Raw genomic sequence first — 24,706 nt, forward strand, 5'->3', positions numbered from 1 at the left:
TTATGTATGAACTGAGCCTGTTGTGCCCCGAAGACCGGGTGGATGTGCTGAGCGATGCGCTGGACGCCCTGGACGCCTTGAGTGTTTCGGTGGAAGACGCGGATGCCCAGACCCCTGCCGAACAAGCCCTGTTTGGCGAACCTGGCATGCCCCCCCCCAAAGACGGCTGGCAGCGTTCACGCATGGTGGCCTTGTTTGCCCAGGAAGTGGCGGCCAAGGAGGCGGCGGTTTTGTTGGGTGCCCAGGACTTTTTCGAGGAATGCCAGTTGCTTGGCATCCAGTCCGTGGAAGACCAAGACTGGGTGCGTTTGACCCAGTCGCAGTTTGCGCCGGTCGAGGTGACCCCCGATTTCTGGATCGTGCCGACTTGGCACGAGCCGCCCGAACAAGCCCGGCAGATCATCCGACTCGACCCCGGCCTGGCTTTTGGAACCGGCACCCACCCCACCACCCGCATGTGTCTGCGCTGGATTGCCCAGCACGGCTTGCAAGGGCAGCGTGTGCTCGACTACGGTTGTGGCTCGGGCATTCTGGCCATTGGCGCGGCCAAATACGGTGCCACTCACATCGACGCGGTGGACATCGACGAAGCGGCGGTGACTTCGACCGAACTGAATGCGCAGGCCAACGGTGTGCGATTGCAAGCGGGTTTGCCCGACAAAGCACAAGGTCAGTACGAGACCGTGCTGGCCAATATTCTGGCCACACCCTTGAAGGTGCTGGCCCCTCTGTTGTGTTCTTATGTGGCCCCTGGTGGACACTTGGTCTTGGCCGGTATCTTGGAGCGGCAGGCCGAGGAGCTCCAAGCCGCTTATGCGCCTTGGGCGTCCCTTGAGGTGGCCGACACCCAAGAAGGCTGGATCCTGATGACCGCCCGGGTTTTGGCTCGACCCGCTTGATGGGGATCATGGCTGGCTGCGGTCAATGAACATCCCTTGGTCTGCTTGAGCCTGTCTACAATCAGGCCATGAACAGGATCACCCGCTGTCCCTCGTGCACCACGGTTTATCAGCTGGGGGATGCCCATTTGCAGGCGGCCAAAGGCTGGTTGCGCTGCGGTGCTTGTGGTCATGTTTTTGACAGCACGGGTTTGGTGTTGCGCTGGACGCCAGCGCCCGATGTGTCAGCGGTTTCGTCTGCAGCACCAGCGTTTGCCCCTAATGGGTACAGCCCGTTGGGTGCTGTTCAGGCGCATCAAGGGGCTGACTTGGTGGCCGACCCGGCAGACCGTATTGCAATCGATGGTTTGTTGAAAAAGGAAGACCCCAGCACATCCGTTCAGGCGCTGTCAGCGCAGGTCGAACTGGCCGCTTTCGAACAGGCTTTGTCCAGTTTCAAGCTTGAGCCTCTCCTGACTGATGATTCGGTCAAGCCAGAGAAGTCAGCTGCTGCTGCGCCCTCCAACGCTTGGATGTGGCTTGTCCCGTACGCCGTGATGAGCTTGGTTTTCTTGCTCATCCTTCAGTTGGCTTATGTGCAAAGACATGCCCTGGTGGCTACATGGCCTGCCAGTGAACCTGTGGTGCGTCATGTGTGCCAATCCTTTGGTTGCCAAATCGTTCCGCTGCGCGATGCCGAGGGCGTGGTCATCGACAGCTCCAGCTTGGTGCAACGCAGTGAGGACCATGTGCTGACTTGGTCCGTGCGCAACACCACGCTTCGCGTTCTGGGCACAACGGCTTTGGAGCTGAGTTTGATGGACCCACAAGGCAAACTGGTCGTGCGAACCGTGGTATTGCCTGAGCAGACGGGGGCGCCGCCAACCCTGTCCCCTGGCCAGTCCTGGTCTGGCAGCTTGAAGGTTCTGGTCTCGCCCGAGCTCATCTTCAGCGATTACAGCTTGCTCAGTTTTTACCCTTGATCTGGGCCGGTTAGCCATCTCTCTTGTACGTAAAAAAGCCCGGCACTGTTGCCAGTGACGGGCTTGGTGGCTAACGCCTTGACTGTGAATCAGGGCTTGGCGGCCGAAGGAAACGGCCACGCAGCTTGAGGGTTCAGAGTCGTTTGTGCAGCAGGGGCAGCGGGTGCTTTGGATGCCTTCTTTGCTGCTGGTTTTTTGGCCGCTTTTTTCACAACCGCTTTTTTGGCTGCTGGTTTTTTGGCTGCAGTTTTTTTGACTGCTGCTTTTTTGGCCGGTGCGGCTTTTGGGGCGGGAGCCGCTTTTTTGGCGGGAGCCGCTTTTTTCGCTACGGCTTTTTTGGCTGGTGCTGCCTTTTTCGCTGCTGGCTTTGCGGCTGCGGCTACTTTTTTAGCTGGAGCAGCTTTTTTAGCTGGAGCGGCTTTTTTAGCTGGAGCGGCTTTTTTAGCTGGAGCAGCTTTTTTAGCGGCTGGCTTTTTGGCTGCGACTGCTTTGGTGGCAGGAGCGGCTTTTTTAGCTGGAGCAGCTTTTTTGGCAGCGGGTTTCTTGGCTGCGGCTACTTTTTTAGCTGGAGCCGCTTTTTTGGCCGGTGCGGCCTTTTTCGCTGGAGCAGCTTTTGTTGCTGCTGCTTTTTTTGCAGTTGCCATGATTTTCTCCTTGATCAAGTTGAGAACTCAACGGAAAGGGAACGCTTGGTGCTTGTTGGATTGCACAAAGCGATCCATGGCGCTGGGGAAGTCCCCAATGCCATGAACGCGGAAAAGCCACACCAACCAAAGTCCGAAGACTTTGTCGTGTGTGGCTGAAAGAGGGGGGACATGGAAGGGTGGATCAGAAGATCAGTCCCAGGACAAGGCCCCGCCGGTTTGGTACTCGATGACCCGGGTTTCAAAGAAGTTGCGTTCTTTCTTCAGGTCGATCATCTCGCTCATCCAGGGGAAGGGGTTCTCTTCGTTGGGGAAGAGAGCCTCCAAACCGATCTGGGTGGCGCGGCGGTTGGCGATGTAGCGCAAATAGCCTTTGAACATGGAAGCGTTCATGCCCAATACGCCGCGGGGCATGGTGTCTTCGGCGTACTGGTATTCCAATTCAACCGCTTTGAGGAACAGGTCCTTGATCTCGGCTTTGAATTCGTTGGTCCACAGCTGGGGGTTCTCGAACTTGACGGTGTTGATCAGGTCGATGCCAAAGTTGCAATGCATCGACTCGTCGCGCAAGATGTACTGGTATTGCTCAGCAGCACCCGTCATCTTGTTTTGACGACCCAAGGCCAGAATCTGGGTGAAGCCCACGTAGAAGAACAGGCCTTCCATCAGGCATGCAAACACGATCAGCGACTTGAGCAGGGTCTGGTCAGTTTCCAGCGTGCCGGTCTTGAAGTGAGGGTCCATGATCACGTTGATGAACGGGATCAGGAACTCGTCCTTGTCACGGATCGATTTGACTTCGTTGTAGGCATTGAAAATTTCGCTCTCGTCCAAACCCAATGACTCCACGATGTACTGGTAGGCGTGGGTGTGGATGGCTTCTTCAAAGGCTTGACGTAACAAGAACTGGCGGCACTCGGGGGCTGTGATGTGGCGGTAGGTGCCCAGCGTGATGTTGTTGGCGGCCAGTGAGTCGGCTGTGACGAAGAAGCCGAGGTTGCGCTTGACGATGCGTCGCTCGTCTTCGGTCAGACCGTTGGGGTCCTTCCACAATGCGATGTCGCGGTTCATGTTCACTTCCTGCGGCATCCAGTGGTTCGCGCAGGTGGCGAGGTATTTTTCCCAAGCCCATTTGTACTTGAAAGGCACCAACTGGTTGACGTCGGTTTGGCCGTTGATGATGCGTTTGTCGGCGGCATTCATGCGGCGTGGCGCCGCAGGGGCAGCTGCGCTAGCAGACGGCGCAACGCCGCCAGCTGCATTGTCTGCACCGGTGAAGGAGGGCATTGCAGGCTGCAATGCGGGTTTGACTTGATCGTCCCAGGACAGCATAAAAAATTCCAGTTCTCAAATTATGAAAGCATGACCACAAATTGCAAAGCCGTTCATCCATTTAGGACGCAGGCTGCGCATGAAGTGTTGTGCCATTGCATCGAACAGCGCACGCGAATGCGCTGCGCGGTGCAAGGACCCTCACTGACAAGCTTCGCAACCTGGGTCATCGATGGCGCAGAACTTGACGTCGGTGGCAGGGACAGCAGCCATTTGCGCTTGCGCGGCCGAGGCAGTTGCCTCCATGGCGCTCATGCCGCTACCGGGCGCACCCGATGCAGACACTGCGTTGTGCGAGCCGGAGCTCACGGTGGATTTTTCAACTTGCGTGGCGCTCGAGGTGCGCAGGTAGTAGGTGGTTTTCAAGCCGCGCAACCAAGCGAGCTTGTAAGTGTCGTCGAGTTTCTTGCCCGATGCACCCGCCATGTAAATATTGAGCGATTGCGCTTGGTCAATCCACTTTTGGCGACGCGCTGCGGCCTCGACCAGCCAAGTGGTTTCGACTTCGAACGCGGTGGCGTACAAGGCCTTGATGTCTTGGGGCACGCGGTCGATGGGGCGCAGCGAACCGTCAAAGTGTTTCAGGTCCATGACCATCACGTCGTCCCACAAACCCAGACGCTTCAAGTCCCGCACCAGGTAGCTGTTGATAACAGTGAACTCGCCCGACAGGTTGGATTTGACAGACAGGTTGCCAAAGCAAGGCTCGATCGAGGCGTCTACACCAATGATGTTGGAGATGGTGGCGGTGGGCGCAATGGCCACGCAATTGGAGTTGCGCATGCCGTCTGCTTTGATTTTCTGGCGCAAGGCATCCCAGTCCAAGGTGGACGAACGGTCTACTTCCACATAACCGCCGCGCTCGCGTGCCAGCAAGTCGATGGTGTCGAAGGGCAAGATGCCTTGGTCCCACAACGAGCCTTTGTAGCTGGAGTATTGACCACGCTCTTTGGACAACTCTGTGGAGGCCCAGTACGCGTAGTAGCAGATCGCTTCCATGGACTGGTCAGCAAACTCAACAGCCGCTTGTGAGGCGTAAGAGATGCGCATCTCGTAGAGCGAATCCTGGAAGGCCATCAGGCCCAGACCCACGGGGCGGTGGCGGATGTTGGAGTCGCGTGCTTTTTTCACCGCGTAGTAGTTGATGTCGATCACGTTGTCCAGCATGCGCATGGCCGTGGAGATGGTCTTTTTCAGCTTGTCGTGGTCGAGGACCTTGCCGTTGGCACTGTCCTTGAGGTGGCGAGAGAGGTTGACCGAGCCCAAGTTGCAGACCGCGGTTTCGGTGTCGCTGGTGTTGAGCGTGATCTCAGTGCACAGGTTGGACGAGTGCACCACACCGGCGTGCTGCTGAGGTGAGCGCACGTTGCAGGCGTCTTTGAAGGTGATCCAGGGATGGCCGGTCTCGAACAGCATCGACAGCATCTTGCGCCACAGGTCGGTGGCGGGCACTTTCTTGCTGGGCTTGATCTCGCCGCGTTCGGCTTTGGCTTCGTAAGTGGTGTATGCTTTTTCGAAGTCAGCTCCGAATTTGTCGTGCAGATCCGGGCAGTCCGACGGCGAGAACAAGGTCCAGTTGCCTTTTTCCATGACGCGGCGCATGAACAGATCGGGAATCCAGTTGGCCGTGTTCATGTCGTGCGTGCGGCGGCGGTCGTCGCCGGTGTTCTTGCGCAGCTCCAGGAATTCTTCGATGTCCAGGTGCCAGGTTTCCAGGTAGGTGCAGACAGCACCCTTGCGCTTGCCGCCCTGGTTGACGGCGACAGCGGTGTCGTTCACCACTTTGAGGAAAGGCACCACGCCTTGCGACTCACCGTTGGTGCCCTTGATGTGCGAGCCCATGGCGCGTACGCGGGTCCAGTCGTTGCCCAGACCGCCCGCGAACTTGGACAGCAAGGCGTTTTCCTTGATGGACTCGTAAATGCCGTCCAGGTCGTCGGGCACGGTGGTCAGGTAGCAGCTCGACAACTGTGGACGCAAAGTGCCGCTGTTGAACAGCGTGGGGGTGGACGACATGAAGTCGAACGAAGACAGGACTTCATAGAACTCGATGGCGCGGGCTTCACGGTCGGTCTCGTTGAGCGACAGTCCCATGGCCACGCGCATGAAGAAAGCCTGGGGCATTTCGATGCGCTGCTTGCGCACGTGCAGGAAATAGCGGTCGTACAGCGTCTGCAGGCCCAGGTAATCGAACTGCAGGTCACGCTCGGGCTTGAGGGCCTCGGCCAGTTTCTTCAGGTCAAACTGGGCCAGTTTGGCGTCCAGCAGGTCGTTGTCGATGCCTTTTTTGATGAACTGAGGAAAGTAATTGATGTATTCCTCGGCCATTTGGTTCTGCGTCACTTCTTTGCCCAGGATTTCCTTGGCGATCGTGTGCATGAGCAAACGGGCGGTGACGTAGGTGTAATCCGGGTCTTTTTCAATCAGGGTGCGCGAAGCCAGGATGGAGGCCTTGTACACCTCCTCCATGGGCACGCCGTCGTACAGGTTGCGCATGGTCTCGGCCAGGATGGGCTCGGGGCTCACGTCTTGGCCCAGACCAGCGCAGGCGTTGACCATGAGGGATTTGAGGTAGTTCAGGTCCAATGCGATGCGTTTGCCCTGGTCGGTCACGTGCAAAGCCGGCTCTTGAGGGGCGGCCGCAACGGCCTGTGGTTGTTGGCTGCGCTCTTGGGTGCGGCGTTCGCGGTAGAGCACGTAGGCGCGAGCCACTTCGTGGTTGCTGCTGCGCATCAGGCCCAACTCGACTTGGTCTTGCACGTCTTCAATGTGGAAAGTGCCACCACCGGGGCGTGAGCGCATCAGGGCGCGAACCACGTTCTGGGTCAGTTCCTCGACCACTTCGCGCACGCTGGCAGAAGCGGCCCCTTGGGTGCCGTGCACCGCCAGGAAGGCCTTCATCATGGCCACGGCGATCTTGTTGGGCTCAAAGGGCACCACGGCGCCATTGCGGCGGATGATCTGGTAATGGTTGAGGGGGTGCACTGTGGCGGCGCCGGCATGGTCAGCGGACAAGTTCATCAGGCCGGAGGTCGTGGGGGTGATGGTCAGGTCAGTTTGCATGGTCATCTTTGTGTTTTGGGTCCGGGTTGTGGTGGTCAAACGTGTTGGGATTACCGTTCGGCGGTGTTTGTGAAAATTTGTAACGGACACTATATCTGGTGTCTGGCGTCATGACAAGCCACTACAGGTAGTGTACCGGCTTCATGTGGCCTCTGCTCGAAAGAACAAGGATTGGGTTTTGAAGAGGCGGTCTGCATCGACGTTTCAGTGGCTGAAAAAAAGCGCTGAAAATCAAGAAAGAAAGGGCTTTGGCAGAGCAAGTTGAGTGGTGACGCGTCTTTCGGCGGCATTTCTTGCTCAATGGCTTGATTTCATGGCCCTGCCTCACGTTGGCTGAGGCGTTCAAAAGTTGTTGGAGCGATTAGAAAATGTAAAAACAAACAAAAATAATTTTTTCTGTGTCGCATCAAAAACACAAGGGGAAACACTGATTTGGCAGTTTGACCGATGCTTTTAGGCGTGGCCAGTCAAAACCCGCCCCCGGATCGTGTTTGCGGCCCGGTGCGATGTGCTCGTGACCGGCGATGTGGGCGATCGGGTAATGCCCATGCAAGGCCAGGCACAGCTGGCTCAGTTGCGCGTATTGAGCGTCCTCGAACAAATCGCCCTCCAGGCCTTCGAGTTCGATCCCGATCGAGTCGTCATTGCATTGAGGGCGTCCTCTGTACTCGGACTGTCCGGCATGCCAAGCCCGGTCGTCGGCGCTGACAAACTGCCACAGGCTGCCGTCACGCCGAATGTAGAAGTGCGAGGAGACCTGAAGGCCCCGGATTTGAGCGAAATACGGATGCGCATTCCAATCGAGCTGGTTGGTGAACAGCGCTTGCACTTCAGGACCACCGTATTGGCCGGGCGGCAGGCTGATGGAGTGGATGACGAGCAAATCGATGCACGCGTCAGCGGGTCTGGGGCCAAAGTTGGGCGAATCCAGTCTTTGGGCCCGCGCGTACCAGCCTTGGTCCCAAAGGTGGGTGGGTTCGGCGGCGTGGTCAGGCATGTTGGGGCGTGGTCGGTGGCGCTGGTCGGGCTGTGCAGGCAGGCCCGGGGTGTCACACCGGGTTGCGGTCTTGTGCGGCTGCGCGGTGCTCGGTGCTGCAGTACTGGCCTTTTTCACCCATGACGGCTTCCTCTTGCGGCAGGTGGATGCCGCAATGCAGGCACACCGCCATGTTGGCGGGGGTGGCCGGTGTGGCCGCGGTGGGGGCTTGGGGGGCGTCTGAGTTGCTGCGGCGGCTGCGCTTGAAGGCCCAGATCGCCAGCAAAATGACCAAAAACCAAATCAGGTATTTCATCCCACGCGTCCAATCAAGACTTCCAACACAAAGCGCGAACCCGCGTAAGACAGCAGCAGCAGGCCCGCACCGATGTAGAGCACCCGCACGGCGCGGCGGCCACGCCAGCCCCATTGGCTGCGACCGACCAGCAAGGTGGCAAAGGTGAGCCAGGACAGGACGGCAAAGACGCGTTTGTGATCCCAGCGCCATTCGGTGTGGCTTTGGCCATAAAGCACCTCGCCAAACAGGGCGCCGGCCACCAAAGTGGCTGTCAGGAGCACAAAACCGGCTGCGACAAAACGGAAGGTCAGGCGCTCCAGGGTCAACAAGGGCAGGCCACTAGAGCCTTCGTGGGCCAGTCGGATGTCATGTTCTGTGCGCGTCATCATCCAGGCATGCACCACGGCTGCGGCAAACATGCCATAGGCCGATAAACCCAGAGCAAAGTGAAGGGGCAGCCAAGCTGAGGCCTGGGTGGTGAGCAAGGTGCCGGGAAACACCCAAGCGAGCACCACGGTGAGGGTGCCCAAGCTGCCCACAGCCCAGCGGGCCTTGAGTTTGGGGAAGAACTGGGTCTCGATCATGTAGGCCGTGACCACCAACCAGGCGGTGACCGACAGCGCCGGGGCAAAGCCAAAACGCACAGGCCCCATCAGCAGCACCAGCAAACTGATGGCATGCAAGGCCCAGGCCAACCAAAGCAGGCGGCGCGCATGCACATCGCTCAGTCGGCGGGGCACCAGAGCGGGCAAGGCATAGGTCAGGGCTGCCAATGCCGAGAAGGGCAGCGTCCACAAAGGCGCACTCGCTAAAATCATGGGTCCGAGTTTAGCCTTTCAGGCGCTGCCGCTGGGGCTTCGCCAACACGCTTGACCGGTTTTTTCTGGATTCCCCCATGGCCTCCGCCCTGACCGACAAACTCTCACGCCTCGTCAAGACCCTCAGCGGGCAGGCCCGCATCACCGAATCGAACGTGGCCGACATGCTGCGCGAGGTGCGCATGGCCTTGCTCGAAGCCGACGTGGCGCTGCCCGTGGTGCGCGATTTCATCGCCCGCGTGAAAGAAAAAGCCCTGGGCCAGGAAGTCATGGGCTCATTGAAGCCAGGTCAGGCATTGGTGGGTGTGGTCAACCGCGAGTTGGCCGCCACCATGGGCGAGGGTGTGTCCGACATCAACCTGGCCGCGCAGCCCCCCGCCGTGATCTTGATGGCCGGTTTGCAAGGTGCGGGTAAAACCACCACCACCGCCAAGCTGGCCAAGCACCTGATTGAAAAGCGCAAAAAGAAAGTGCTCACGGTCTCGGGCGACGTGTACCGCCCCGCAGCCATCGAACAACTCAAAACGGTCACGGCCCAAGCCGGTGCCGAGTGGTTCCCCAGCACGCCCGACCAAAAGCCGATCGACATCGCCCGCGCTGCCATCGACTACGCCCGCAAGCACTTCTTTGATGTGCTGCTGGTCGACACCGCCGGTCGCCTCGCGATTGACGAAGCCCTGATGGCCGAGATCAAGGCGCTGCACGCTGAATTGAAACCCATTGAAACCCTGTTTGTGGTGGACGCCATGCAGGGCCAAGACGCGGCCAACACCGCCAAGGCTTTCAGTGACGCCCTGCCTTTGACGGGCATTGTTTTGACCAAGCTGGACGGTGACTCTCGCGGTGGTGCTGCCCTGTCGGTGCGCCAGATCACGGGTGTGCCCATCAAGTTTGCGGGTACCAGCGAGAAGATCGACGGCTTGGAAGTGTTCGACGCCGAGCGCCACGCAGGCCGGGTGTTGGGCATGGGCGACATCGTGGCCTTGGTCGAGCAAGTCACGGCCGGTGTGGACATGGAAGCTGCTCAAAAGCTGGCGTCCAAGGTCAAGAGCGGTGGCAGTTTTGATTTGAATGACTTTTTGGCCCAGATCCAGCAGATGAAACAAATGGGTGGTTTGTCGAGCCTGATGGACAAGCTGCCCAGCCAGCTGACGGCCAAAGCCGGATCGATGGACATGGACAAGGTCGAGAAAGACATTGGTCGCAAGCAAGGCATCATCCACAGCATGACGCCGCAAGAGCGTAAAAAACCTGAACTCATCAAAGCGACCCGCAAGCGCCGCATTGCCGCAGGTGCAGGCGTTCAAGTACAAGACGTCAACCGCATGCTCAAGGAGTTTGAGCAGATGCAGGACATGATGAAAAAAATGTCCGGCGGCGGCATGATGAAGATGATGAAACGCATGGGCGCCATGAAAGGGATGATGGGCGGCGGCGGGGGCTTTCCCGGCATGCCGCGCTGATTCCCTCTGTGGGAGCGGTCTCCGACCGCGAGAGCGTGTGATGTGTTGCTGTCGCGGTCAGAGACCGCTCCTACAATTCTGGCTGCCTTATTGGGGTGATGCTAATCGCGCCAGTTCAAATGGACTTCAATACTGACTTGCGGGCAGCGTGACCTGCAGACCGTCCAGGTCTGGGGTCAACATGATCTGACACGACAGGCGACTGCCCGGCTCGCGGGTTTGGGCGGTGAAGGCCAGCATGCCGTCTTCGTCGCTGCTCATGGTCGGCAGTTTGGACTGCCAATCCGCTTGAACCACCACATGACAAGTCGCACAGGTGAGCAGCCCGCCGCAGTCGGCCTGGATACCGGGCAAATTCGCATCGACTGCTGCTTGCATCAGACTTTGTCCGGGTTGGGCTTGCAAGGTGTGGGCGGCTTGTGCCGGGTCATGGGGGTGCAGGTGGATGGTGATCATGATCAAGTGGTTTCTCAAATGCGCCCGAAATACTCGCGGCGGTGGAATTCCTGGGCGTCATCGGCCTGGGCCAAGCGCTGGTGTTCGGCTTGTTTGATGGTGCTGTAGTAATCGACAAAAGGCTGGCCCAGCGCCTGGCACAAGGCCGCGTCTTTTTGCAAGGCGCGCACCGCATCGGCCAAGCTGGTCGGGATGGTGTTGGCACCCGTTGAATAGGGTGTTTCGCTGGCTGGCGGCGCTTGCAGCAGTGCGTCCACACCATCTAGGCCCGCGTGGATTTGCGAGGCCATGTACAGGTAGGGGTTGGCCGCAGGCTCGCCCAGCCGGTTTTCAATGCGGGTGCCTTTGTCGCCCGGCGCACCAATGACACGCAGCATCGCGCCCCGGTTGTCGCGGCCCCACAAGATGGACTGCGGCGCCATGGCATTGGGCCGAAAGCGCCCATAACCATTGCTGGTGGACGTGCACAAGGCGGTGAGCGCCGGGGCATGGGCCAGCAGCCCCGCCAGCCAGGCCGCACCCGCATCAGTCAGCACTTGCCGGGCATCGCGTGCTGTGCTGCCGGGCTCGGGCACATCGCGCATGAAAACATGGCGGCCCGTGGTGGTGTCAACCAGGGATTGGTGCAAGTGCCAGCCGCTTGACATGATGGCGTCAAAGGGCGGCCGACACATGAAGGTGGCGTGGTAGCCGGCACGGCGCAGGGCTTGGCGCGTGGCGTTGCGAAAAAGAACCATGTGGTCGGCGGCAGTCAGCGCATCGCGCACGTCGAACACCGCTTCGACCTGGCTGGGGCCGAGTTCGATTTCGAGCGAGATCAGCGGCAAACCCAGCGCTTGGGCGGTGCGCTGCACGATGCGCAGCGGCTCTTCGGCCCGGTCAAACCAGGCCTCGGTCAGCAGGTTGAAGCCCGGGTGGATCAGGCTGACCTCGGGCGCAGGGCCAGGCCAGGCGGCGCGACTTGGGTCCAGATCGTGCCCATGCAGTGGATCTTTCAGCCGGTAGATGTGGAATTCAACTTCCAGCCCGCAGCGCATTTGCCAGCCGCGCTCAGTCAGGCGCTGCACGGCTTGCTGCAGCACATGGCGCGAATCCAGCGTCACGATGCGCCCATCCGCAAAAAAGGGCTGGCACTGCAGCCAGCCGGTCTTGTCGGCCCAAGGCAAAACTTGCCAGCTGGCCGGGTCGGGCATGAGTGTGAAGTTGCTGGCTCCAGCAAAGCCGGGCAGGGTCTCTTGAATGCCTTGCTCGAACACCTTGAAGGCGGTGCGGTCCGAGCTGTCCTTGAGCAGCAAGGTGCTGACCATGCCGATGCCATTGGCCAGCGCCTGGCGAAGTTGCGAAGCCACGAGGGTCTTGCCGCGCACCACGCCGTGCAGATCGCACCAACCCAGGCGGATCAGCTCGATCCCTGAGGATTCGACCTGCTGAACCAGTTGTTCACAGGCTGTTTGCCGTTCGAGGCTGTGCAAGCCGCAACGTTCAGCGAAACTCATGCGGCGCTCTTGTCGGCTGGGGTTGGCAGATCAGCCGGCAAAGCGGCGTTCCATGGCGCGCCGTTGCGTTTGGCCGCGCAGGCTTCGCGCCACCACTGCGGCCACTGCCCGCTGGGCGCCATGCCATCCACTGTGTCGGGGCCTATGCGCTGGCTGGCCACGGCGGCTTGCGCAAAACCGGGCGGCAGGCCGCCGGCTTGCACGGTCTCGATGGCTTTGAGCAACATGCGCCGGTTTGCCATGATCACCTTGTCGCTGGTGCCCAGGTGCTCGCGGGTGCGGTCCTGGATCGCGCCCATGCTCTCGCAGGCCCACTGGTCGTGCACATTGATGTCGTCTTCACCCATGCCCAGGTAGGTGCGCGAAACTTGCTCTTCGGGGTTGAAGCCCCAGTGGTTGTGCCTGCCCGCTTTGGGGATGTAGTCGGGCAGCGTGACCGAGGGGAGCCGCTGGTTGCGCATGGCCTCCTTGTCCACCGGGGCGTCAAAGCTGGTGAACACCGAATACCAATAGGTGTGTGTGTCGTCCACCGGCACATGCATCTGTGTGATGGTCATGGTCTCGGACAGCGGAATCACAAAAGTGTGTGGGAACAGCGCGTTGGTCACCCGCACATGCGTGAGCTCATCGTTGAGCGGGCGCAGGGCCGTCAGGCGCAGGCCCGCCTCGGTAGGCTCAAAAGAAATCTCGGGCTGGTCCAGTTCACGCATCACCCGCGTCATGGGCCAGCGTTCGCCTTGCACATCGCCTGCGCTTGCGCCCCGGAACTGGCGGCCATAGCTGCCTTCCAAAGATTCGTCGTTAAAAAAGCGGTGCAGGTACGAAGCATGCGCCGGATCAATGCCCACCTCAAACGCCTGCAGCCAGTTGCAGTGCCAAAGGCCCTTGAAGGCAAAGGTGTGCGTGGCCGGGGCGCTGAAGGCGTCGATGCCCGGCAGCGGCGGCGGGGTCTGGCCTTCGGGGCCGAACCAGCCAAAAAGTATGCCGCTGCGCTCGATGATCGGGTAGCTGCGCTGGCGCACCCGGCTGCACAGCGTGCTGCCAGAGGGTTCGGCGGGTGTCTCGATGCACTGGCCCGTGACATCGAACTTCCAACCGTGGAAAGGGCAACGCAAGCCATCACCTTCGTTGCGGCCATAGGCCAGGTCCGCACCCCGGTGCGGGCAGTCGCGGTCGAGTAAACCATAGTCGCCCAGCGCGTTGCGAAACAGCACCAGGTCCTGCCCCAGAATTCGCACCGCCTTGACCGGGCGAATGGCCATGCGCGGATCGAGCGCGGGGTTGAATTCGTCCACCAACGCCACAGGCTGCCAATAGTGGCGCATCACCGCACCGCAAGGTGTGCCCGGGCCGATGCGGGTGATCAATTCGTTTTGTTCAGATTTCATGGGGGCCTCTGGACAGTGAAGTCTGCGTCTGAATGGAACGTGTGCCGGGTGGGCGCAGGCACACTTGCAATGCCATTCAGTTTAAACCGCAGCGCAGGGCGCAGCCGCTAACAGGCGACAGCATGGCCCGTGTCAAGTGGGGCCAGACAAGGTGCTGCCACTGACGCAAAATCGGGCCCATGACACAGCTACTTTTTATCTATGGCACCCTGATGCCCGGCCTGCGCCTGGAGGCCCAAATGCAAGGTGCCCGCTTTGTGGGTGCAGCCCAAGTGCCCGGCCGCTTGGTTGACGTGGGCCGCTACCCCGGGTTCCTTGCGGGCGATGGCTTGGTCACGGGTGAAGTCTATGAAGTCGATGCCTTACATCTGGCCCGGTTGGATGGGGTTGAAGACATGGTGCCCGGCGACCGTGCTGCATCGCAATACTGGCGCGAGGAGGTCACCGTGGCGAGTGGTCCGCTGAAAGGCCATCTGGTGCAAACCTATGTCTACAACCGTCCGGTGGATGGCTGCACACTCATTGCGCACGGTGACTACCGACGCTACATCCGTGAAGTCGGCCGCGAGTCCTGATCTTCCGTAGGTCGGTGGCTTTAGCCCCGACATCTCTTTGGAGGTGCGCAGTATCGGGGCTGAAGCCGTCGACTTACAAAAAACAGTGCATCTCTTTGTAGGCGCCCACCCCGTGGGCGATGGCTTTCAAGGGCGTGTGCCACGCCCATCGCCCACAGGGTGGGCTCCTACAACATCAATCGCGAACGACCAACTCGCCGCGCAGCGAGTGCGACAGGCCTTGGGTGATCCGCACATCCGCCATTTGACCGATCAGACGGTCCATGTTCGGGCCGCCAGGGAAGTTGACCACCCGGTTGCACTCGGTGCGACCTGCCAGCTCGGTGGCGTCCTTGCGAGAAGGGCGCTCCACCAAAATGCGTTGCACCGTGCCCACGCGGCTGTCGCCGATGCGTTGCACGTTCTCTTCGATGGTCGCTTGCAGGTGGTGCAGGCGGCGCAGTTTTTCGGCGTGTGGCGTGTCGTCGTGCAGGTTGGCCGCAGGCGTGCCGGGGCGGGGGCTGAAGATGAAGCTGAAACTCGTGTCGAAACCCACATCGGTGATCAGCTTCATCATCTTGTTGAAGTCGTCCTCGGTCTCGCCGGGGAATCCCACGATGAAATCGCTGCTGAGCGACATGTCGGGGCGGATCGCCCGCAGCTTGCGGATCGTGCTCTTGTATTCCATAGCGGTGTAGCCGCGCTTCATGGCCATCAAGATGCGGTCCGAGCCGTGCTGCACGGGCAAGTGCAGGTGGCTCACCAGTTTGGGGATCTTTTCGTAAGCGTCGATCAGGCGCTGGGTGAACTCATTGGGGTGGCTGGTCACGTAGCGGATGCGCTCGATGCCGGGCATGTCGGCCACGTACTCCAGCAGCAGCGCAAAGTCGGCGATCTCTGATGTACCGCCCATCTTGCCCCGGTAGGCGTTCACGTTCTGGCCCAGCAGGGTGATCTCTTTCACGCCCTGCGCGGCCAGCCCCGCCACCTCGACCAGTACATCGTCAAACGGGCGTGAGACTTCTTCGCCCCGGGTGTAGGGCACCACGCAATAACTGCAGTACTTGCTACAGCCTTCCATGATCGACACAAACGCCGTGGCACCGTCCACCTTGGCGGGCGGCAGGTGGTCAAACTTTTCAATCTCGGGGAAGCTGATGTCGACTTGCGGGCGCTGCTTGCGCTCGCGCTCATTCAGCAATTCGGGCAGGCGGTGCAGGGTTTGCGGGCCAAACACCACGTCCACATAAGGCGCACGCTTGATGATCTCGGCGCCTTCCTGGCTGGCCACGCAGCCGCCCACACCAATCAGCACGCCCTTGGCTTTGAGGTGCTGCACCCGGCCCAAGTCGCTGAACACTTTTTCTTGCGCTTTCTCGCGTACCGAGCAGGTGTTGAACAAAATCAGATCGGCCTCGTCCACATCCTGTGTGGGCTCATAGCCCTGGGCCGCGCCCAGCACATCGGCCATCTTGTCCGAGTCGTACTCGTTCATCTGGCAGCCAAAGGTTTTGATGAAGACCTTCTTGCTCATGCGGCCTCCACGGCAGTGACGGAGGTGATGAAGTCAAGGCAAAGCAAAGCACGCCCGCGAGGGGTCAGAGTGCAGCGGTTCATGGTGTAGATCCAGAGGCTGTTGGGGGAAAGCGCTGGGGGCGCTGAGGAGGGAGGATTATCGCAGCTGAAAGTAGGCGTAGACCAAAGCGGCCAAGGCCACCGTGCCCCAGCCCAGCCACTCCATGAAGGGGCGCAGTTTGGGCTCCATGGCAGGGCCAAAACGGCCCATCAGCCAGCCGACCAAAAAGAACCGACCGCCACGGCCAATGAACGAGGCCAGGACAAAGGGCAAGAGCGGCATGGCCATGCTGCCGGCTGCGATGGTGAAGGCTTTGTAGGGAATGGGCGAGAAGCCCGCCAGCAGCACCGCCCAAAACCCCCAGTCCACAAACCAGGCTTTGGCCAACTCGATCTTGGGTGCCCATCCGGCTTGCGTGACCCAGGGCATGATGGTGTCAATGGCCCAAACGCCAATGGCATAACCCAGTGCGCCACCGGCCACCGAGGCCAAAGTGGTGATCATGGCCAAGCGGAACCATCGCTGGGGTTGTGCCACGCACATGGGCGCCAGCATCACGTCGGGCGGGATCGGGAAAAACGAAGACTCTGCAAAGCTGATACCGCCCAAAAACCAGGGGGCCTTGGGGTGCCGACTCCACACCATCACGCGGTCATACAGTGCGCCAAACAATTTCACGTTGCATCCTCGGGTCTTGCCGCATGGGCGAAGCCCGCATTATCCGGTTTACACCCCATCAGGCGGCGGTGTCATGGTCTGGTTTGGATCTGAAAAACATCGGATAGGCCCTTTGCACCGTCGGGCTGTCATAGGCCCAGCTGTGGCATTGGCCCAGGAAATAGGGCGCTTGGGTCATCTCGGGGTGAGGCTGGCCTGCCAGTTCGCGGCGCTGCCATTGGCCTGAAGGCAGGGTTTGGTAAGCCGCCGTGGCCATGTTGAACAACATCTCGCGCAGGTGGGTGCAGCCGTCGGTGCCGCCCACATGTTGGTTGATGACCTTGCGCCAGCCCGGGCCCATGGTGCAGCCGATGAGTTTGTGCATGTTGTGTGGCGCACTGGTGCATTCGGTGTGGGGGACGTCGTCCATGGAGGTGGCGATGTCCTGGATGACCATTTGGTTGTTGAGCGTGACGCGGATTTTCAGGCCGTGAATCGGCTCATGGCCTGGGAACAGCCTTTCGTTGGGCACCTGAAAGCTGAAGGTCTTGACGTCGGTCAGTTGGGCTTCGATGTCCCACAGTCCGTCTTCGCGGTCATAGCCTTGGTAGACCACGGTTCGCGTATGTGACAGTTTTCGGGGGGAGGGTGGTGGAAGTGCCAATGGAAATCTCGGATCGGTGATGTTGAATGCTTGGATCATATCGACACAGGAGTCCAGAGCATGTCCCAAGCCGTTCAGCACCCCATCCACCCCGCCGTTCGCCGCCAGACCATTGCAGATGCCTTGCGCCGCACCGCGATCCGCTTGCCCACCAAGACCGGCATTGTGTGTGGCGCCAACACCTGGAGCTATGCAGAGTTCGATGTGCTGGTCACCCGCTTGGCCGCAGGCCTGGCCCGCATCGGTGTGGCCGAGGGCGACAAAGTGGCGGTCTTGGCCCGCAACTCGCACGGTTTTGCGGCGCTGCGTTTTGCGTTGGCCCGCCGTGGCGCGGTCATGGTGCCGATCAACTTCATGCTCAAGGCCGAAGAGGTGGCTTTCATCTTGCGTCATGCAGGTGCCAAAACCTTGGCCACCGACAGTGGCCTGGCCGAGCTGGCGCAGGCCGCATCCAAGCTCGACACACAAGTGCAGCAATTCATCTGGCTGCCCTCCGAAGACCCGAGCGAGCCCGTGTCGGGCATGCACAGTTTTGACACGCTGGCGGCTTGCACGGATGCGCTGCCTGATGTGCAACTGGGCAGCTACGACGTGGCGCAGATCGTCTACACCAGCGGCACCGAGTCTTCGCCCAAAGGCGCACAACTGACGCACGATGCCGTCATGTGGCAATACGTCAGCTGCGTGATCGACGCTGAAATTGCCGAGGCCGATGTGGCCCTGCACGCGCTGCCGCTGTACCACTGCGCCCAGCTCGATGTGTTTTTTGGTCCGGCCATTTACATGGGCAGCACGAATGTGATCACGTCCAAGCCCACGCCCGACAACCTGCTGCCCATGCTCGAAAAATTCGGCATCACCAGCTTCTTTGCACCGCCCACGGTGTGGATCGCGCTGCTGCGCTCGCCGTTGATGGATGCCGACAAGCTTTCCAAGTTGGCCAAGGGCTACTACGGTGCGTCCATCATGCCGGTCGAGGTACTCAAAGAGTTGGCTTCGCGCCTGCCCAGTGTGCGGCTGTGGAACCTCTATGGTCAGACCGAAATCGCACCTTTGGCCACCATGCTCGGCCCGGATGACCAGCTGCGCAAACCCGGATCGTGCGGCAAGGCGGTGCGCAACGTCGAAACCCGCGTGGTCAACGACGCCATGCAGGACGTGGCCGTGGGCGAGGTGGGCGAGATCGTGCACCGCTCGCCGCATTTGATGCTGGGCTACTTTCACGACGACGAGCGCACCAAGGCCTCGTTTGAGGGCGACTGGTTCCACAGTGGTGATCTGGGCACGATCGACGAGGAGGGCTACATCACCGTGGTGGACCGCAAGAAGGACATGATCAAGTCCGGCGGCGAAAACGTGGCCAGCCGCGAGGTGGAAGAGATGATTTACCGGTTGTCGCAAGTCAGCGAAGTGGCGGTCATTGGCTTGCCTGATCCGAAATGGGTGGAGGCGGTGACGGCCGTGATCGTGGTGAAGGCCGGACAGACGCTGGACGAAGCGGCCGTGATCGCGCATTGCACTCAGTACATGGCCGGTTTCAAGTGCCCCAAGCGTGTGGTGTTCACCGACACCTTGCCCAAAAACCCGAGCGGCAAACTGCTCAAGCGGGATTTGCGTCAGCGCTACGCTTGAACTGGGTCGCTATCGCGGTCAGAGACCGCTCCTACAGCTTGTGTTGGGTGTGCTGTGCTGATGATTGGTTCTTGGGCTGGCATTTGGACATGGATGGGCCGCGTAGGTAGGAGCGGTCTTTGGCCGCGATGATTTTTAGCGGGCGGTCGATCTCGGTTGGTGGGCGCTCCCACAGCTTGTGTTGCGAATGCTGTGCTGATCCACTTGCACTTGGGGTGTCCCTTGGCTATGGATGAGCCGTGTGGGTAGGAGCGGTCTCTGACCGCGATGGTTTTTAGCGGGTGCTCCATCGTGGTCAGGGACCGCTCCTGCAACTGGGCAGATGCTGACAAGCGCGTGGACCTGACTAGGGAAATCACTGATCAAATGTCCTATGCATAAGACCTGAATGTCCTATTGACAGGACAATGGGACTGTTCCACGATGCAGTTCATGGATGCCCATTTGCCATTGCCCAAATACCACCAGATCTATCTGGTGCTGCGTGAGCAATTGCGCGAGGGCCGCTTTGACGATGGTTTGCCAGGCGAGTTGGCCTTGATGGGGCAGTTTGGTGTGGCGCGTGTCACGGTGCGGCGTGCCTTGTCGCAATTGGCCGAAGAAGGGCTGATTCAGCGCGAGCCCGGGCGCGGCACACGGCCCGTGACGGCGCGATCACAGGAGGTGCAGATGCAGGCCTCGACCATGGTCAGTGGCCAACAGGCCCGCCTCACGGGTTTGTTGGAGAACCTGGTCACCATGGGCATGCGCACCAAGGTCAAGGTGCTGAGTGTGGAGCGCATGCGCGCCCCGGTGGATGTGGCTGTTGCGCTCAAGCTGCAAAGCGCCCAATTGGTGCAAAAAGCCGAACGCGTGCGCAGCACGCCCGAGGGGCCCCTGTCGCACATCACCACCTGGGTGCCCGATGCGATTTCGGCGGGCTTTGGCAAGCGCGAGTTGGCGCAAAAACCCATTTTGGTGCTGCTCGAAGAGTCGGGCGTCAAGGTGGGTCGGGCCGAGCAAACCATTTCGGCCCGCTTGGCCGATGTGGGCATGGCCCAGCATTTGGATGTTTCTGTCGGATCGGCCTTGCTGGCGGTGCGGCGTTTGATTTATGACGAGGACGACCGTCCCGTCCAATGGCTGCATGGCTTGTACCGACCGGACCGGTACGAATACCAGATGCAGTTATCCCGCGTTGGCAGCATTGACGCCAAGGTGTGGGTAAGCCAAGAGCTGTCCGCCAACTTTCATTAACTTTTTCAAGGATGTTCTCATGACCTCACGTCGCACTTTCATGGGCCAGTCCGCTGCTGCGGCCTCGGCACTCGCGTTTCCACTGGTGGCCGGCGCACAGCCCAAGCCCGTCAAAGTGGGTGTTCTGCACCCTGTCACCGGTGCTTTGGCTTATTCGGGCCAGCAGTGCCGCATGGGCGCCTTGATGGCGATTGAAGACATCAACAAGGCTGGTGGCATCAAGTCGCTCGGCGGCGCAAAGATCGAAGCCATGTTGGGCGATGCGCAGTCCAGCCCCCAAGCGGGCACTGCCGAAATCGAAAAGATGAATGAGGCGGGCGTGAGTGCCGTGGTCGGTGCCTTTGCATCCGCCATTTGCCTGGCCACCACACAAGCGGCGGCCAAATACAACCTGCCCCATGTGGTGGACGTTGGTGTGGCTGACCAGATCGTCGAGCGTGGCCTGAAAAACACCTTCCGTTTTGGCCCCGGCTACAAAAAGTGCGCCGAGACGGCTGTGGCCAGCTTGCACGCCCTGAACACTGCTGCTGGCAAGCCCGCCCGCACCGTGATGATCGTGCACGAAGAGTCTTTGTTCGGCACGGGCACCGCCAACTTGCTGGCCAAAGAGTTGCCCGGCTACGGCTACGAAGTCAAAGAAATCATCAAGCACGCCAACCCCACACGTGACTTCAACAACATTGCCCTGCGCATCAAGCAGGTCAACCCCGACATCCTGATCCCAGCCAACTACTACAACGAATACGCTTTGCTGGTGCGCACTTTGCAGCAGCAAAAAATCACGCCCAAGGCCATCTACTCGGTGTTGGGTGGTGCGGCGTCGAGCTACAAGTTCGTCAAGGAGTTTCCCGATGCGGCCAACGGCATCATCGACTGCAACCACTGGTTCAACCCCAAAGACAAGCGCTCGGCCGAATTGCGCAAGCGTGTGGAAGCACAGGGCCAGTTCTTCAGCTACGAAGTGTTCATGACCTACACCGCCATGATGCTGCTGGCCGATGCGATTGAGCGCGCCAAGTCGCCCGACCGTGCCGCCATCATCGACGCGCTGGCTTCGAGCAAATTTGAAAATCACATCATGCCCTACGGCGCGACCAATTTTGTCAACGGTCAGAACATGGGCGCACAGCCTTTGATGATGCAAGTGCAAAAGGGTGACATCAAGGTGATCGTGCCGCGCGACTACCGCGAAGTCGAGCCCATCTTCCCGCTCAAGGGCTGAGCTGCGCTGACCTGAAAGACCCCGATGCTGGACTTCAACATCCTGTTTCCTTCGGTGCTCAACGGCATCACCACCGGTGCCGTGTACGCGCTGATTGCGCTGGGCCTCACGCTCATTTATGGCGTGCTGCACATCATCAATTTCGCGCACGGCGCGTCTTTGATGGTGGCGCTGTATGGCGTGTACATGCTCAAGGAACACTTCGGGGTCGATCCCTACATGGCCCTGCCCATCATGGTGCCCGCCATGTTTGTGCTGGGCTATGCGCTGCAACGCGGTGTGATCAACCGCGCCAGCCACGGCAAGGACGAAAACATTTTGCTGGTCACGCTGGGCATTTCCATCGTGCTGGAGAACTTGGCGCTGCTGTTTTTCAAGTCCGATACGCGCACCATTGAAACGGCCTACACCTTGACCACCGTCGAGATCGGGCCAGCCTTCATTGCACTGCCCAAGCTGGTGTCGTTTGCCGGGGCCTTGGTTGTTTCGGCCGTGCTGCTGCTGATCGTGCAAAAAACCGACTTGGGCCGCGCCATTCGCGCCGTGTCCAAAGAAAAGCAGGGCGCACGCTTGATGGGCATCGATGTGGACCACGTGTACGCCATGTGTTTTGGTTTGGGTCTGGCCAGTCTGGGCGCAGCGGCTTGCTTTTTGATGCCGGCCTATTACGTGAACCCGCAAGTGGGAAATGGCTTTGTGTTGGTCGCCTTCACCATCGTGGTGCTGGGCGGCATGGGCAGTTTTGCCGGGGCTTTGCTCGGTGGTTTGCTGATCGGTGTGGTGGAGTCGCTGGGCGGTTTGCTGCTGGGTGAGTCGCTGGGTCAAGTGGGCATTTTTGTGATTTTTATTGCGGTGCTGTTGCTGCGGCCGCAAGGATTTTTTGGAGCGAAGGCATGAAAGACTTTCGCAACATCGCATTGTTTGTGGTGCTGGTGGGGGCGGTGCCCTTGTTCACCGACTCGGGCGTGATGCTCAACTTTGTCATGACCTCTTTGTACGCCTGCTTGCTCTCGCAAGCTTGGAACGTGCTGGGCGGTTTTGGCGGACAGTTTTCTTTTGGCCACGCGCTGTTTTTTGGCACGGGTGCCTATGTGCAGGCGATTGCGCAAATGCAGTGGGGCCTGAGCCCCTGGGTGGCTTTGCCATTGGCCATGTTGTTTGCGGCGGGTGTTGGCGCGTTTGTGGGTGCGGCCTCGTTCCGTTATGGCCTCAAGGGCTCTTACTTTGCGCTGGTCACGCTGGCTTTTGCCGAGGTGTTCCGCATTTTGGCCACCTCAGTGCCTTTCACGGGTGCGGGCGTAGGCCTGATGCTGCCGCTCAAAGAGTCGGCGGCCAACATGCAGTTTGGCAGCCGCGCCGGTTTCATCTGGCTCATGCTGGGCTTGGTCACGCTGGCGCTGTGCATCACCGCTTGGCTGCGCCACTCGCGCTTTGGCGCTTACTTGCAGGCGGTGCGCGACAACGAAGACGCGGCGCGTGCGATTGGTGTGAACCCCTTCAGCGTCAAGCTGATCGCCACCATTTTGTCGGGCGGCCTGATGGGCGCAGGCGGCGCGTTTTATGTGCAGGTATTCCAGTACATCGACCCGGGCATTGCCTTTGGGGCGCACACTTCGGTCGAGGCTCTGGTGGGCGCGATTGTGGGTGGCATGGGCACCTTGTGGGGCCCGCTCTTGGGCGCGGTGAGTCTGCACATCCTGGCCGATGTCACGCGCAATTTGTTTGGGCAGCTGCCCGGCATCAACATGGTCATTTATGGCGTGGTGCTGATTGTGATCGTGATGTTCTTGCCGCGCGGCATTGCGGGCTTGGGCACCATCACGCCGCTGCAATGGTTGCGCAGTAGCAAGTCGGATGGAGACAAATCATGAGCACGCTGCTGCAAATCGAGGGCGTGGGCAAGTCCTTTGGCGGCTTGAAGGCCGTGCAAAACGTGAGCCTGTCGGTGACCGAAGGCCGCCTGAGCGCCTTGATTGGCCCCAACGGCGCAGGCAAAACCACCTTGTTCGCGCTCATGTCGGGCTTTTTGACGCCGGACACGGGCCGGGTGGTGTTTGCCGGCCAAGACATCACCGGCCAACCACCGCACCTGAATGCCCGCATGGGCCTGACACGCACTTTCCAGATCGTGCAGCCTTTTGCGGCGCAAACGGTGCGCGAGAACATCGCGGTGGGGGCGCACTTGCACTTGCCAAGCCGAGCGCAGGCGCTGGAATTTGCCGAATCGGTGGCAAGCCAAGTCGGCTTGACGCCCCAACTCGACAAGCTGGCCAGCGACCTGACGGTGGCCGGTCGCAAGCGGCTGGAGCTGGCCCGTGCACTGGCCACGCGCCCGCGCTTGCTGCTGCTCGATGAGGTGCTGGCAGGCCTGAATCCGCAAGAAATTGCCGAGATGATTCCGGTGGTGCAAGGCATTGCGCAAAGCGGCGTGACGGTGCTGATGATCGAGCACGTCATGCAAGCGGTGATGAGCTTGGCGCAAGAAGTGTGGGTGCTGGCGCAAGGGCAGCTGATTGCCCAAGGCACACCCCTTGAAGTCACGAACAACAAAGCCGTGGTCGAGGCCTATTTGGGCCACGGCACGGCAGAGCGTTTGCAAAAGAACGTCGCCCAAGCCCAAACAGTTCAGGAGGCACGCGCATGACTGCTTTGTTGAATGTGCAGGGCCTCAAATCCGGCTACGGCGTGGTCGAGGTCTTGCGGGGTGTGGACCTGCAGGTCATGCCGGGTGAGCTGGTGGCCCTTTTGGGCAGCAACGGCGCAGGCAAGACCACGTTGAACCTCACGCTCAGCGGCCTGGTGGCGACGCGCGCTGGGCAAGTGGGGTTTGACGGTCAAAACATCACTGGGCTGCACTCGCGCCAAGTGGTCCAGCATGGCTTGATTCAGGTGCCCGAAGGCCGCAAGGTCTTCCCCAACCTGAGCGTGCACGAGAACCTGGAGCTGGGTGCCTTCACCCGGGGCCGTGAGCGCAAGCAGCAAAACCTGGACAAGGTTTACGAAACTTTCCCGCGGCTGAAAGAGCGTGTGGCCCAGTTGGCGGGCACTTTGAGTGGCGGCGAGCAGCAAATGTTGGCCATTGGCCGGGGCCTGATGGCCGAGCCGCGTTTGCTGATTCTGGACGAGCCCTCGCTGGGTTTGTCTCCCCTCTTGGTGGAAGAGTTGTTTGGCCTGATCTCGCAGCTGCGCAGCAGCGGCCTGGCGATCTTGTTGGTGGAACAAAACGTGGGCCAGTCGCTCGACATCGCCGACCGGGCCTATGTCATGGAAAACGGCCAGATCCGTTTCACCGGCACACCCGCCGAGTTGTTGGCCAGTGACACGCTCAGACAAGCCTATTTGGGCATGTGATGGCCATGGGGGCGAACTG

23 protein-coding genes are annotated in these 24,706 nt (G+C 60.1%); 11 read left to right on the plus strand and 12 right to left on the minus strand.

From position 1 onward, the window contains the following. Positions 1–2: 2 nt before the first annotated feature. Positions 3–899 (plus strand): 50S ribosomal protein L11 methyltransferase, encoded by an 897-nt coding sequence (gene prmA / locus B9Z50_RS10755; RefSeq protein ID WP_108364169.1) that lies wholly within the window; start codon positions 3–5, stop codon positions 897–899. A 68-nt stretch (positions 900–967) separates the two neighbouring features. Beyond that, the gene (locus tag B9Z50_RS10760; protein ID WP_108364398.1) at positions 968–1,861 is read left to right on the plus strand and encodes a zinc-ribbon and DUF3426 domain-containing protein; all 894 of its coding nucleotides are present in this window, start codon (positions 968–970) and stop codon (positions 1,859–1,861) included. An 89-nt stretch (positions 1,862–1,950) separates the two neighbouring features. Here B9Z50_RS10760 and B9Z50_RS10765 read toward each other — a convergent pair whose 3' ends face one another. The 6 genes from B9Z50_RS10765 to B9Z50_RS10790 all read right to left on the minus strand — a co-directional run bounded on the left by B9Z50_RS10765 (position 1,951) and on the right by B9Z50_RS10790 (position 8,992). Then, the gene (locus tag B9Z50_RS10765; RefSeq protein WP_108364400.1) at positions 1,951–2,505 is read right to left on the minus strand and encodes a histone; all 555 of its coding nucleotides are present in this window, start codon (positions 2,503–2,505) and stop codon (positions 1,951–1,953) included. Positions 2,506–2,697: 192 nt separating this feature from the next. Beyond that, the gene (locus B9Z50_RS10770) at positions 2,698–3,837 is read right to left on the minus strand and encodes a ribonucleotide-diphosphate reductase subunit beta (RefSeq protein WP_108364171.1); all 1,140 of its coding nucleotides are present in this window, start codon (positions 3,835–3,837) and stop codon (positions 2,698–2,700) included. 141 nt (positions 3,838–3,978) lie between these two features. Beyond that, positions 3,979–6,900 carry a ribonucleoside-diphosphate reductase subunit alpha gene (locus tag B9Z50_RS10775; protein WP_108364402.1) on the minus strand — a complete coding sequence of 974 codons (2,922 nt, stop codon included), beginning with the start codon at positions 6,898–6,900 and terminating at the stop codon, positions 3,979–3,981. A 406-nt stretch (positions 6,901–7,306) separates the two neighbouring features. Then, complete coding sequence (ampD, locus tag B9Z50_RS10780; RefSeq protein ID WP_108364173.1) at positions 7,307–7,897, minus strand: 1,6-anhydro-N-acetylmuramyl-L-alanine amidase AmpD; 591 nt, start codon at positions 7,895–7,897, stop codon at positions 7,307–7,309. Between the two features lie 52 nt (positions 7,898–7,949). Beyond that, positions 7,950–8,192, minus strand: coding sequence for a PP0621 family protein (locus tag B9Z50_RS10785; RefSeq protein WP_108364175.1), 243 nt, complete (start codon positions 8,190–8,192; stop codon positions 7,950–7,952). Then, entirely contained in the window at positions 8,189–8,992 is an 804-nt protein-coding gene (locus B9Z50_RS10790) for an inner membrane protein YpjD (protein ID WP_108364177.1), read from the minus strand. The genes B9Z50_RS10785 and B9Z50_RS10790 overlap by 4 nt, the downstream gene beginning before the upstream one ends. Positions 8,993–9,069: 77 nt before the next feature. Between B9Z50_RS10790 and ffh the strand changes: the two genes are divergently transcribed. After that, on the plus strand, positions 9,070–10,455 hold the full coding sequence (gene ffh / locus B9Z50_RS10795; protein WP_108364179.1) for a signal recognition particle protein: 1,386 nt from the start codon (positions 9,070–9,072) through the stop codon (positions 10,453–10,455). Between the two features lie 126 nt (positions 10,456–10,581). Here the strand turns inward: ffh and B9Z50_RS10800 are convergent, their stop codons facing one another. From B9Z50_RS10800 to B9Z50_RS10810, 3 genes are read right to left on the minus strand one after another with little or no spacing between them, the layout of a single operon-like run. Continuing rightward, the gene (locus B9Z50_RS10800) at positions 10,582–10,911 is read right to left on the minus strand and encodes a 2Fe-2S iron-sulfur cluster-binding protein (RefSeq protein ID WP_108364181.1); all 330 of its coding nucleotides are present in this window, start codon (positions 10,909–10,911) and stop codon (positions 10,582–10,584) included. 14 nt (positions 10,912–10,925) lie between these two features. Continuing rightward, a complete protein-coding gene (locus B9Z50_RS10805) occupies positions 10,926–12,407 on the minus strand; it encodes a glutamine synthetase family protein (protein WP_108364183.1) in 1,482 nt (493 codons plus the stop codon). After that, a complete protein-coding gene (locus B9Z50_RS10810) occupies positions 12,404–13,795 on the minus strand; it encodes an aromatic ring-hydroxylating dioxygenase subunit alpha (RefSeq protein WP_108364185.1) in 1,392 nt (463 codons plus the stop codon). Before B9Z50_RS10810 ends, B9Z50_RS10805 begins: the two co-directional genes overlap by 4 nt. 179 nt (positions 13,796–13,974) lie before the next feature. Between B9Z50_RS10810 and B9Z50_RS10815 the strand changes: the two genes are divergently transcribed. After that, positions 13,975–14,370 (plus strand): gamma-glutamylcyclotransferase, encoded by a 396-nt coding sequence (locus B9Z50_RS10815; RefSeq protein ID WP_108364187.1) that lies wholly within the window; start codon positions 13,975–13,977, stop codon positions 14,368–14,370. Between the two features lie 175 nt (positions 14,371–14,545). On the opposite strand, the gene miaB is transcribed toward B9Z50_RS10815, so the two are convergent. The 3 genes from miaB to B9Z50_RS10830 form a co-directional block, all read right to left on the minus strand. Next, entirely contained in the window at positions 14,546–15,883 is a 1,338-nt protein-coding gene (gene miaB / locus B9Z50_RS10820; RefSeq protein ID WP_108364189.1) for a tRNA (N6-isopentenyl adenosine(37)-C2)-methylthiotransferase MiaB, read from the minus strand. Between the two features lie 138 nt (positions 15,884–16,021). Beyond that, positions 16,022–16,603, minus strand: a complete 582-nt coding sequence (locus tag B9Z50_RS10825; protein WP_108364191.1) for a YqaA family protein — start codon at positions 16,601–16,603, stop codon at positions 16,022–16,024. Positions 16,604–16,661: 58 nt separating this feature from the next. Further along, positions 16,662–17,285 carry a DUF2889 domain-containing protein gene (locus tag B9Z50_RS10830; protein ID WP_370463073.1) on the minus strand — a complete coding sequence of 208 codons (624 nt, stop codon included), beginning with the start codon at positions 17,283–17,285 and terminating at the stop codon, positions 16,662–16,664. 21 nt (positions 17,286–17,306) lie between these two features. On the opposite strand from B9Z50_RS10830, the gene B9Z50_RS10835 reads away from it, so the two are divergent. The 7 genes from B9Z50_RS10835 (at position 17,307) to B9Z50_RS10865 (ending at position 24,687) form a co-directional block, all read left to right on the plus strand. Beyond that, complete coding sequence (locus tag B9Z50_RS10835) at positions 17,307–18,878, plus strand: acyl-CoA synthetase (RefSeq protein WP_199221725.1); 1,572 nt, start codon at positions 17,307–17,309, stop codon at positions 18,876–18,878. A gap of 432 nt (positions 18,879–19,310) precedes the next feature. After that, entirely contained in the window at positions 19,311–20,114 is an 804-nt protein-coding gene (locus B9Z50_RS10840) for a GntR family transcriptional regulator (RefSeq protein WP_199221726.1), read from the plus strand. Positions 20,115–20,133: 19 nt separating this feature from the next. Beyond that, on the plus strand, positions 20,134–21,336 hold the full coding sequence (locus B9Z50_RS10845; protein ID WP_108364195.1) for an ABC transporter substrate-binding protein: 1,203 nt from the start codon (positions 20,134–20,136) through the stop codon (positions 21,334–21,336). Positions 21,337–21,360: 24 nt separating this feature from the next. Next, positions 21,361–22,233: a branched-chain amino acid ABC transporter permease gene (locus B9Z50_RS10850; RefSeq protein WP_108364197.1), complete on the plus strand. Its 873-nt coding sequence runs from the start codon at positions 21,361–21,363 to the stop codon at positions 22,231–22,233. Beyond that, complete coding sequence (locus tag B9Z50_RS10855; RefSeq protein WP_108364199.1) at positions 22,230–23,207, plus strand: branched-chain amino acid ABC transporter permease; 978 nt, start codon at positions 22,230–22,232, stop codon at positions 23,205–23,207. Before B9Z50_RS10850 ends, B9Z50_RS10855 begins: the two co-directional genes overlap by 4 nt. Then, positions 23,204–23,980: an ABC transporter ATP-binding protein gene (locus tag B9Z50_RS10860; protein ID WP_370463074.1), complete on the plus strand. Its 777-nt coding sequence runs from the start codon at positions 23,204–23,206 to the stop codon at positions 23,978–23,980. Before B9Z50_RS10855 ends, B9Z50_RS10860 begins: the two co-directional genes overlap by 4 nt. Next, positions 23,977–24,687, plus strand: coding sequence for an ABC transporter ATP-binding protein (locus B9Z50_RS10865; protein WP_108364203.1), 711 nt, complete (start codon positions 23,977–23,979; stop codon positions 24,685–24,687). Before B9Z50_RS10860 ends, B9Z50_RS10865 begins: the two co-directional genes overlap by 4 nt. Positions 24,688–24,706: the final 19 nt, after the last annotated feature.

Source organism: Limnohabitans sp. Bal53 (assembly GCF_003063355.1).
In the GTDB taxonomy this organism is placed as follows: Bacteria; Pseudomonadota; Gammaproteobacteria; order Burkholderiales; family Burkholderiaceae_C; genus Limnohabitans_A.

What these genes read in the sequence shown, in the direction of transcription:
- prmA (WP_108364169.1), top strand. Translation starts at nt 3, where the DNA reads ATGTATGAACTGAGCCTGTTGTGCCCCGAAGACCGGGTGGATGTGCTG.
- B9Z50_RS10760 (WP_108364398.1), top strand. Translation starts at nt 968, where the DNA reads ATGAACAGGATCACCCGCTGTCCCTCGTGCACCACGGTTTATCAGCTG.
- B9Z50_RS10765 (WP_108364400.1), bottom strand. Translation starts at nt 2,505, where the DNA reads ATGGCAACTGCAAAAAAAGCAGCAGCAACAAAAGCTGCTCCAGCGAAA.
- B9Z50_RS10770 (WP_108364171.1), bottom strand. Translation starts at nt 3,837, where the DNA reads ATGCTGTCCTGGGACGATCAAGTCAAACCCGCATTGCAGCCTGCAATG.
- B9Z50_RS10775 (WP_108364402.1), bottom strand. Translation starts at nt 6,900, where the DNA reads ATGCAAACTGACCTGACCATCACCCCCACGACCTCCGGCCTGATGAAC.
- ampD (WP_108364173.1), bottom strand. Translation starts at nt 7,897, where the DNA reads ATGCCTGACCACGCCGCCGAACCCACCCACCTTTGGGACCAAGGCTGG.
- B9Z50_RS10785 (WP_108364175.1), bottom strand. Translation starts at nt 8,192, where the DNA reads ATGAAATACCTGATTTGGTTTTTGGTCATTTTGCTGGCGATCTGGGCC.
- B9Z50_RS10790 (WP_108364177.1), bottom strand. Translation starts at nt 8,992, where the DNA reads ATGATTTTAGCGAGTGCGCCTTTGTGGACGCTGCCCTTCTCGGCATTG.
- ffh (WP_108364179.1), top strand. Translation starts at nt 9,070, where the DNA reads ATGGCCTCCGCCCTGACCGACAAACTCTCACGCCTCGTCAAGACCCTC.
- B9Z50_RS10800 (WP_108364181.1), bottom strand. Translation starts at nt 10,911, where the DNA reads ATGATCACCATCCACCTGCACCCCCATGACCCGGCACAAGCCGCCCAC.
- B9Z50_RS10805 (WP_108364183.1), bottom strand. Translation starts at nt 12,407, where the DNA reads ATGAGTTTCGCTGAACGTTGCGGCTTGCACAGCCTCGAACGGCAAACA.
- B9Z50_RS10810 (WP_108364185.1), bottom strand. Translation starts at nt 13,795, where the DNA reads ATGAAATCTGAACAAAACGAATTGATCACCCGCATCGGCCCGGGCACA.
- B9Z50_RS10815 (WP_108364187.1), top strand. Translation starts at nt 13,975, where the DNA reads ATGACACAGCTACTTTTTATCTATGGCACCCTGATGCCCGGCCTGCGC.
- miaB (WP_108364189.1), bottom strand. Translation starts at nt 15,883, where the DNA reads ATGAGCAAGAAGGTCTTCATCAAAACCTTTGGCTGCCAGATGAACGAG.
- B9Z50_RS10830 (WP_370463073.1), bottom strand. Translation starts at nt 17,285, where the DNA reads ATGATCCAAGCATTCAACATCACCGATCCGAGATTTCCATTGGCACTT.
- B9Z50_RS10835 (WP_199221725.1), top strand. Translation starts at nt 17,307, where the DNA reads ATGTCCCAAGCCGTTCAGCACCCCATCCACCCCGCCGTTCGCCGCCAG.
- B9Z50_RS10840 (WP_199221726.1), top strand. Translation starts at nt 19,311, where the DNA reads ATGGATGCCCATTTGCCATTGCCCAAATACCACCAGATCTATCTGGTG.
- B9Z50_RS10845 (WP_108364195.1), top strand. Translation starts at nt 20,134, where the DNA reads ATGACCTCACGTCGCACTTTCATGGGCCAGTCCGCTGCTGCGGCCTCG.
- B9Z50_RS10850 (WP_108364197.1), top strand. Translation starts at nt 21,361, where the DNA reads ATGCTGGACTTCAACATCCTGTTTCCTTCGGTGCTCAACGGCATCACC.
- B9Z50_RS10855 (WP_108364199.1), top strand. Translation starts at nt 22,230, where the DNA reads ATGAAAGACTTTCGCAACATCGCATTGTTTGTGGTGCTGGTGGGGGCG.
- B9Z50_RS10860 (WP_370463074.1), top strand. Translation starts at nt 23,204, where the DNA reads ATGAGCACGCTGCTGCAAATCGAGGGCGTGGGCAAGTCCTTTGGCGGC.
- B9Z50_RS10865 (WP_108364203.1), top strand. Translation starts at nt 23,977, where the DNA reads ATGACTGCTTTGTTGAATGTGCAGGGCCTCAAATCCGGCTACGGCGTG.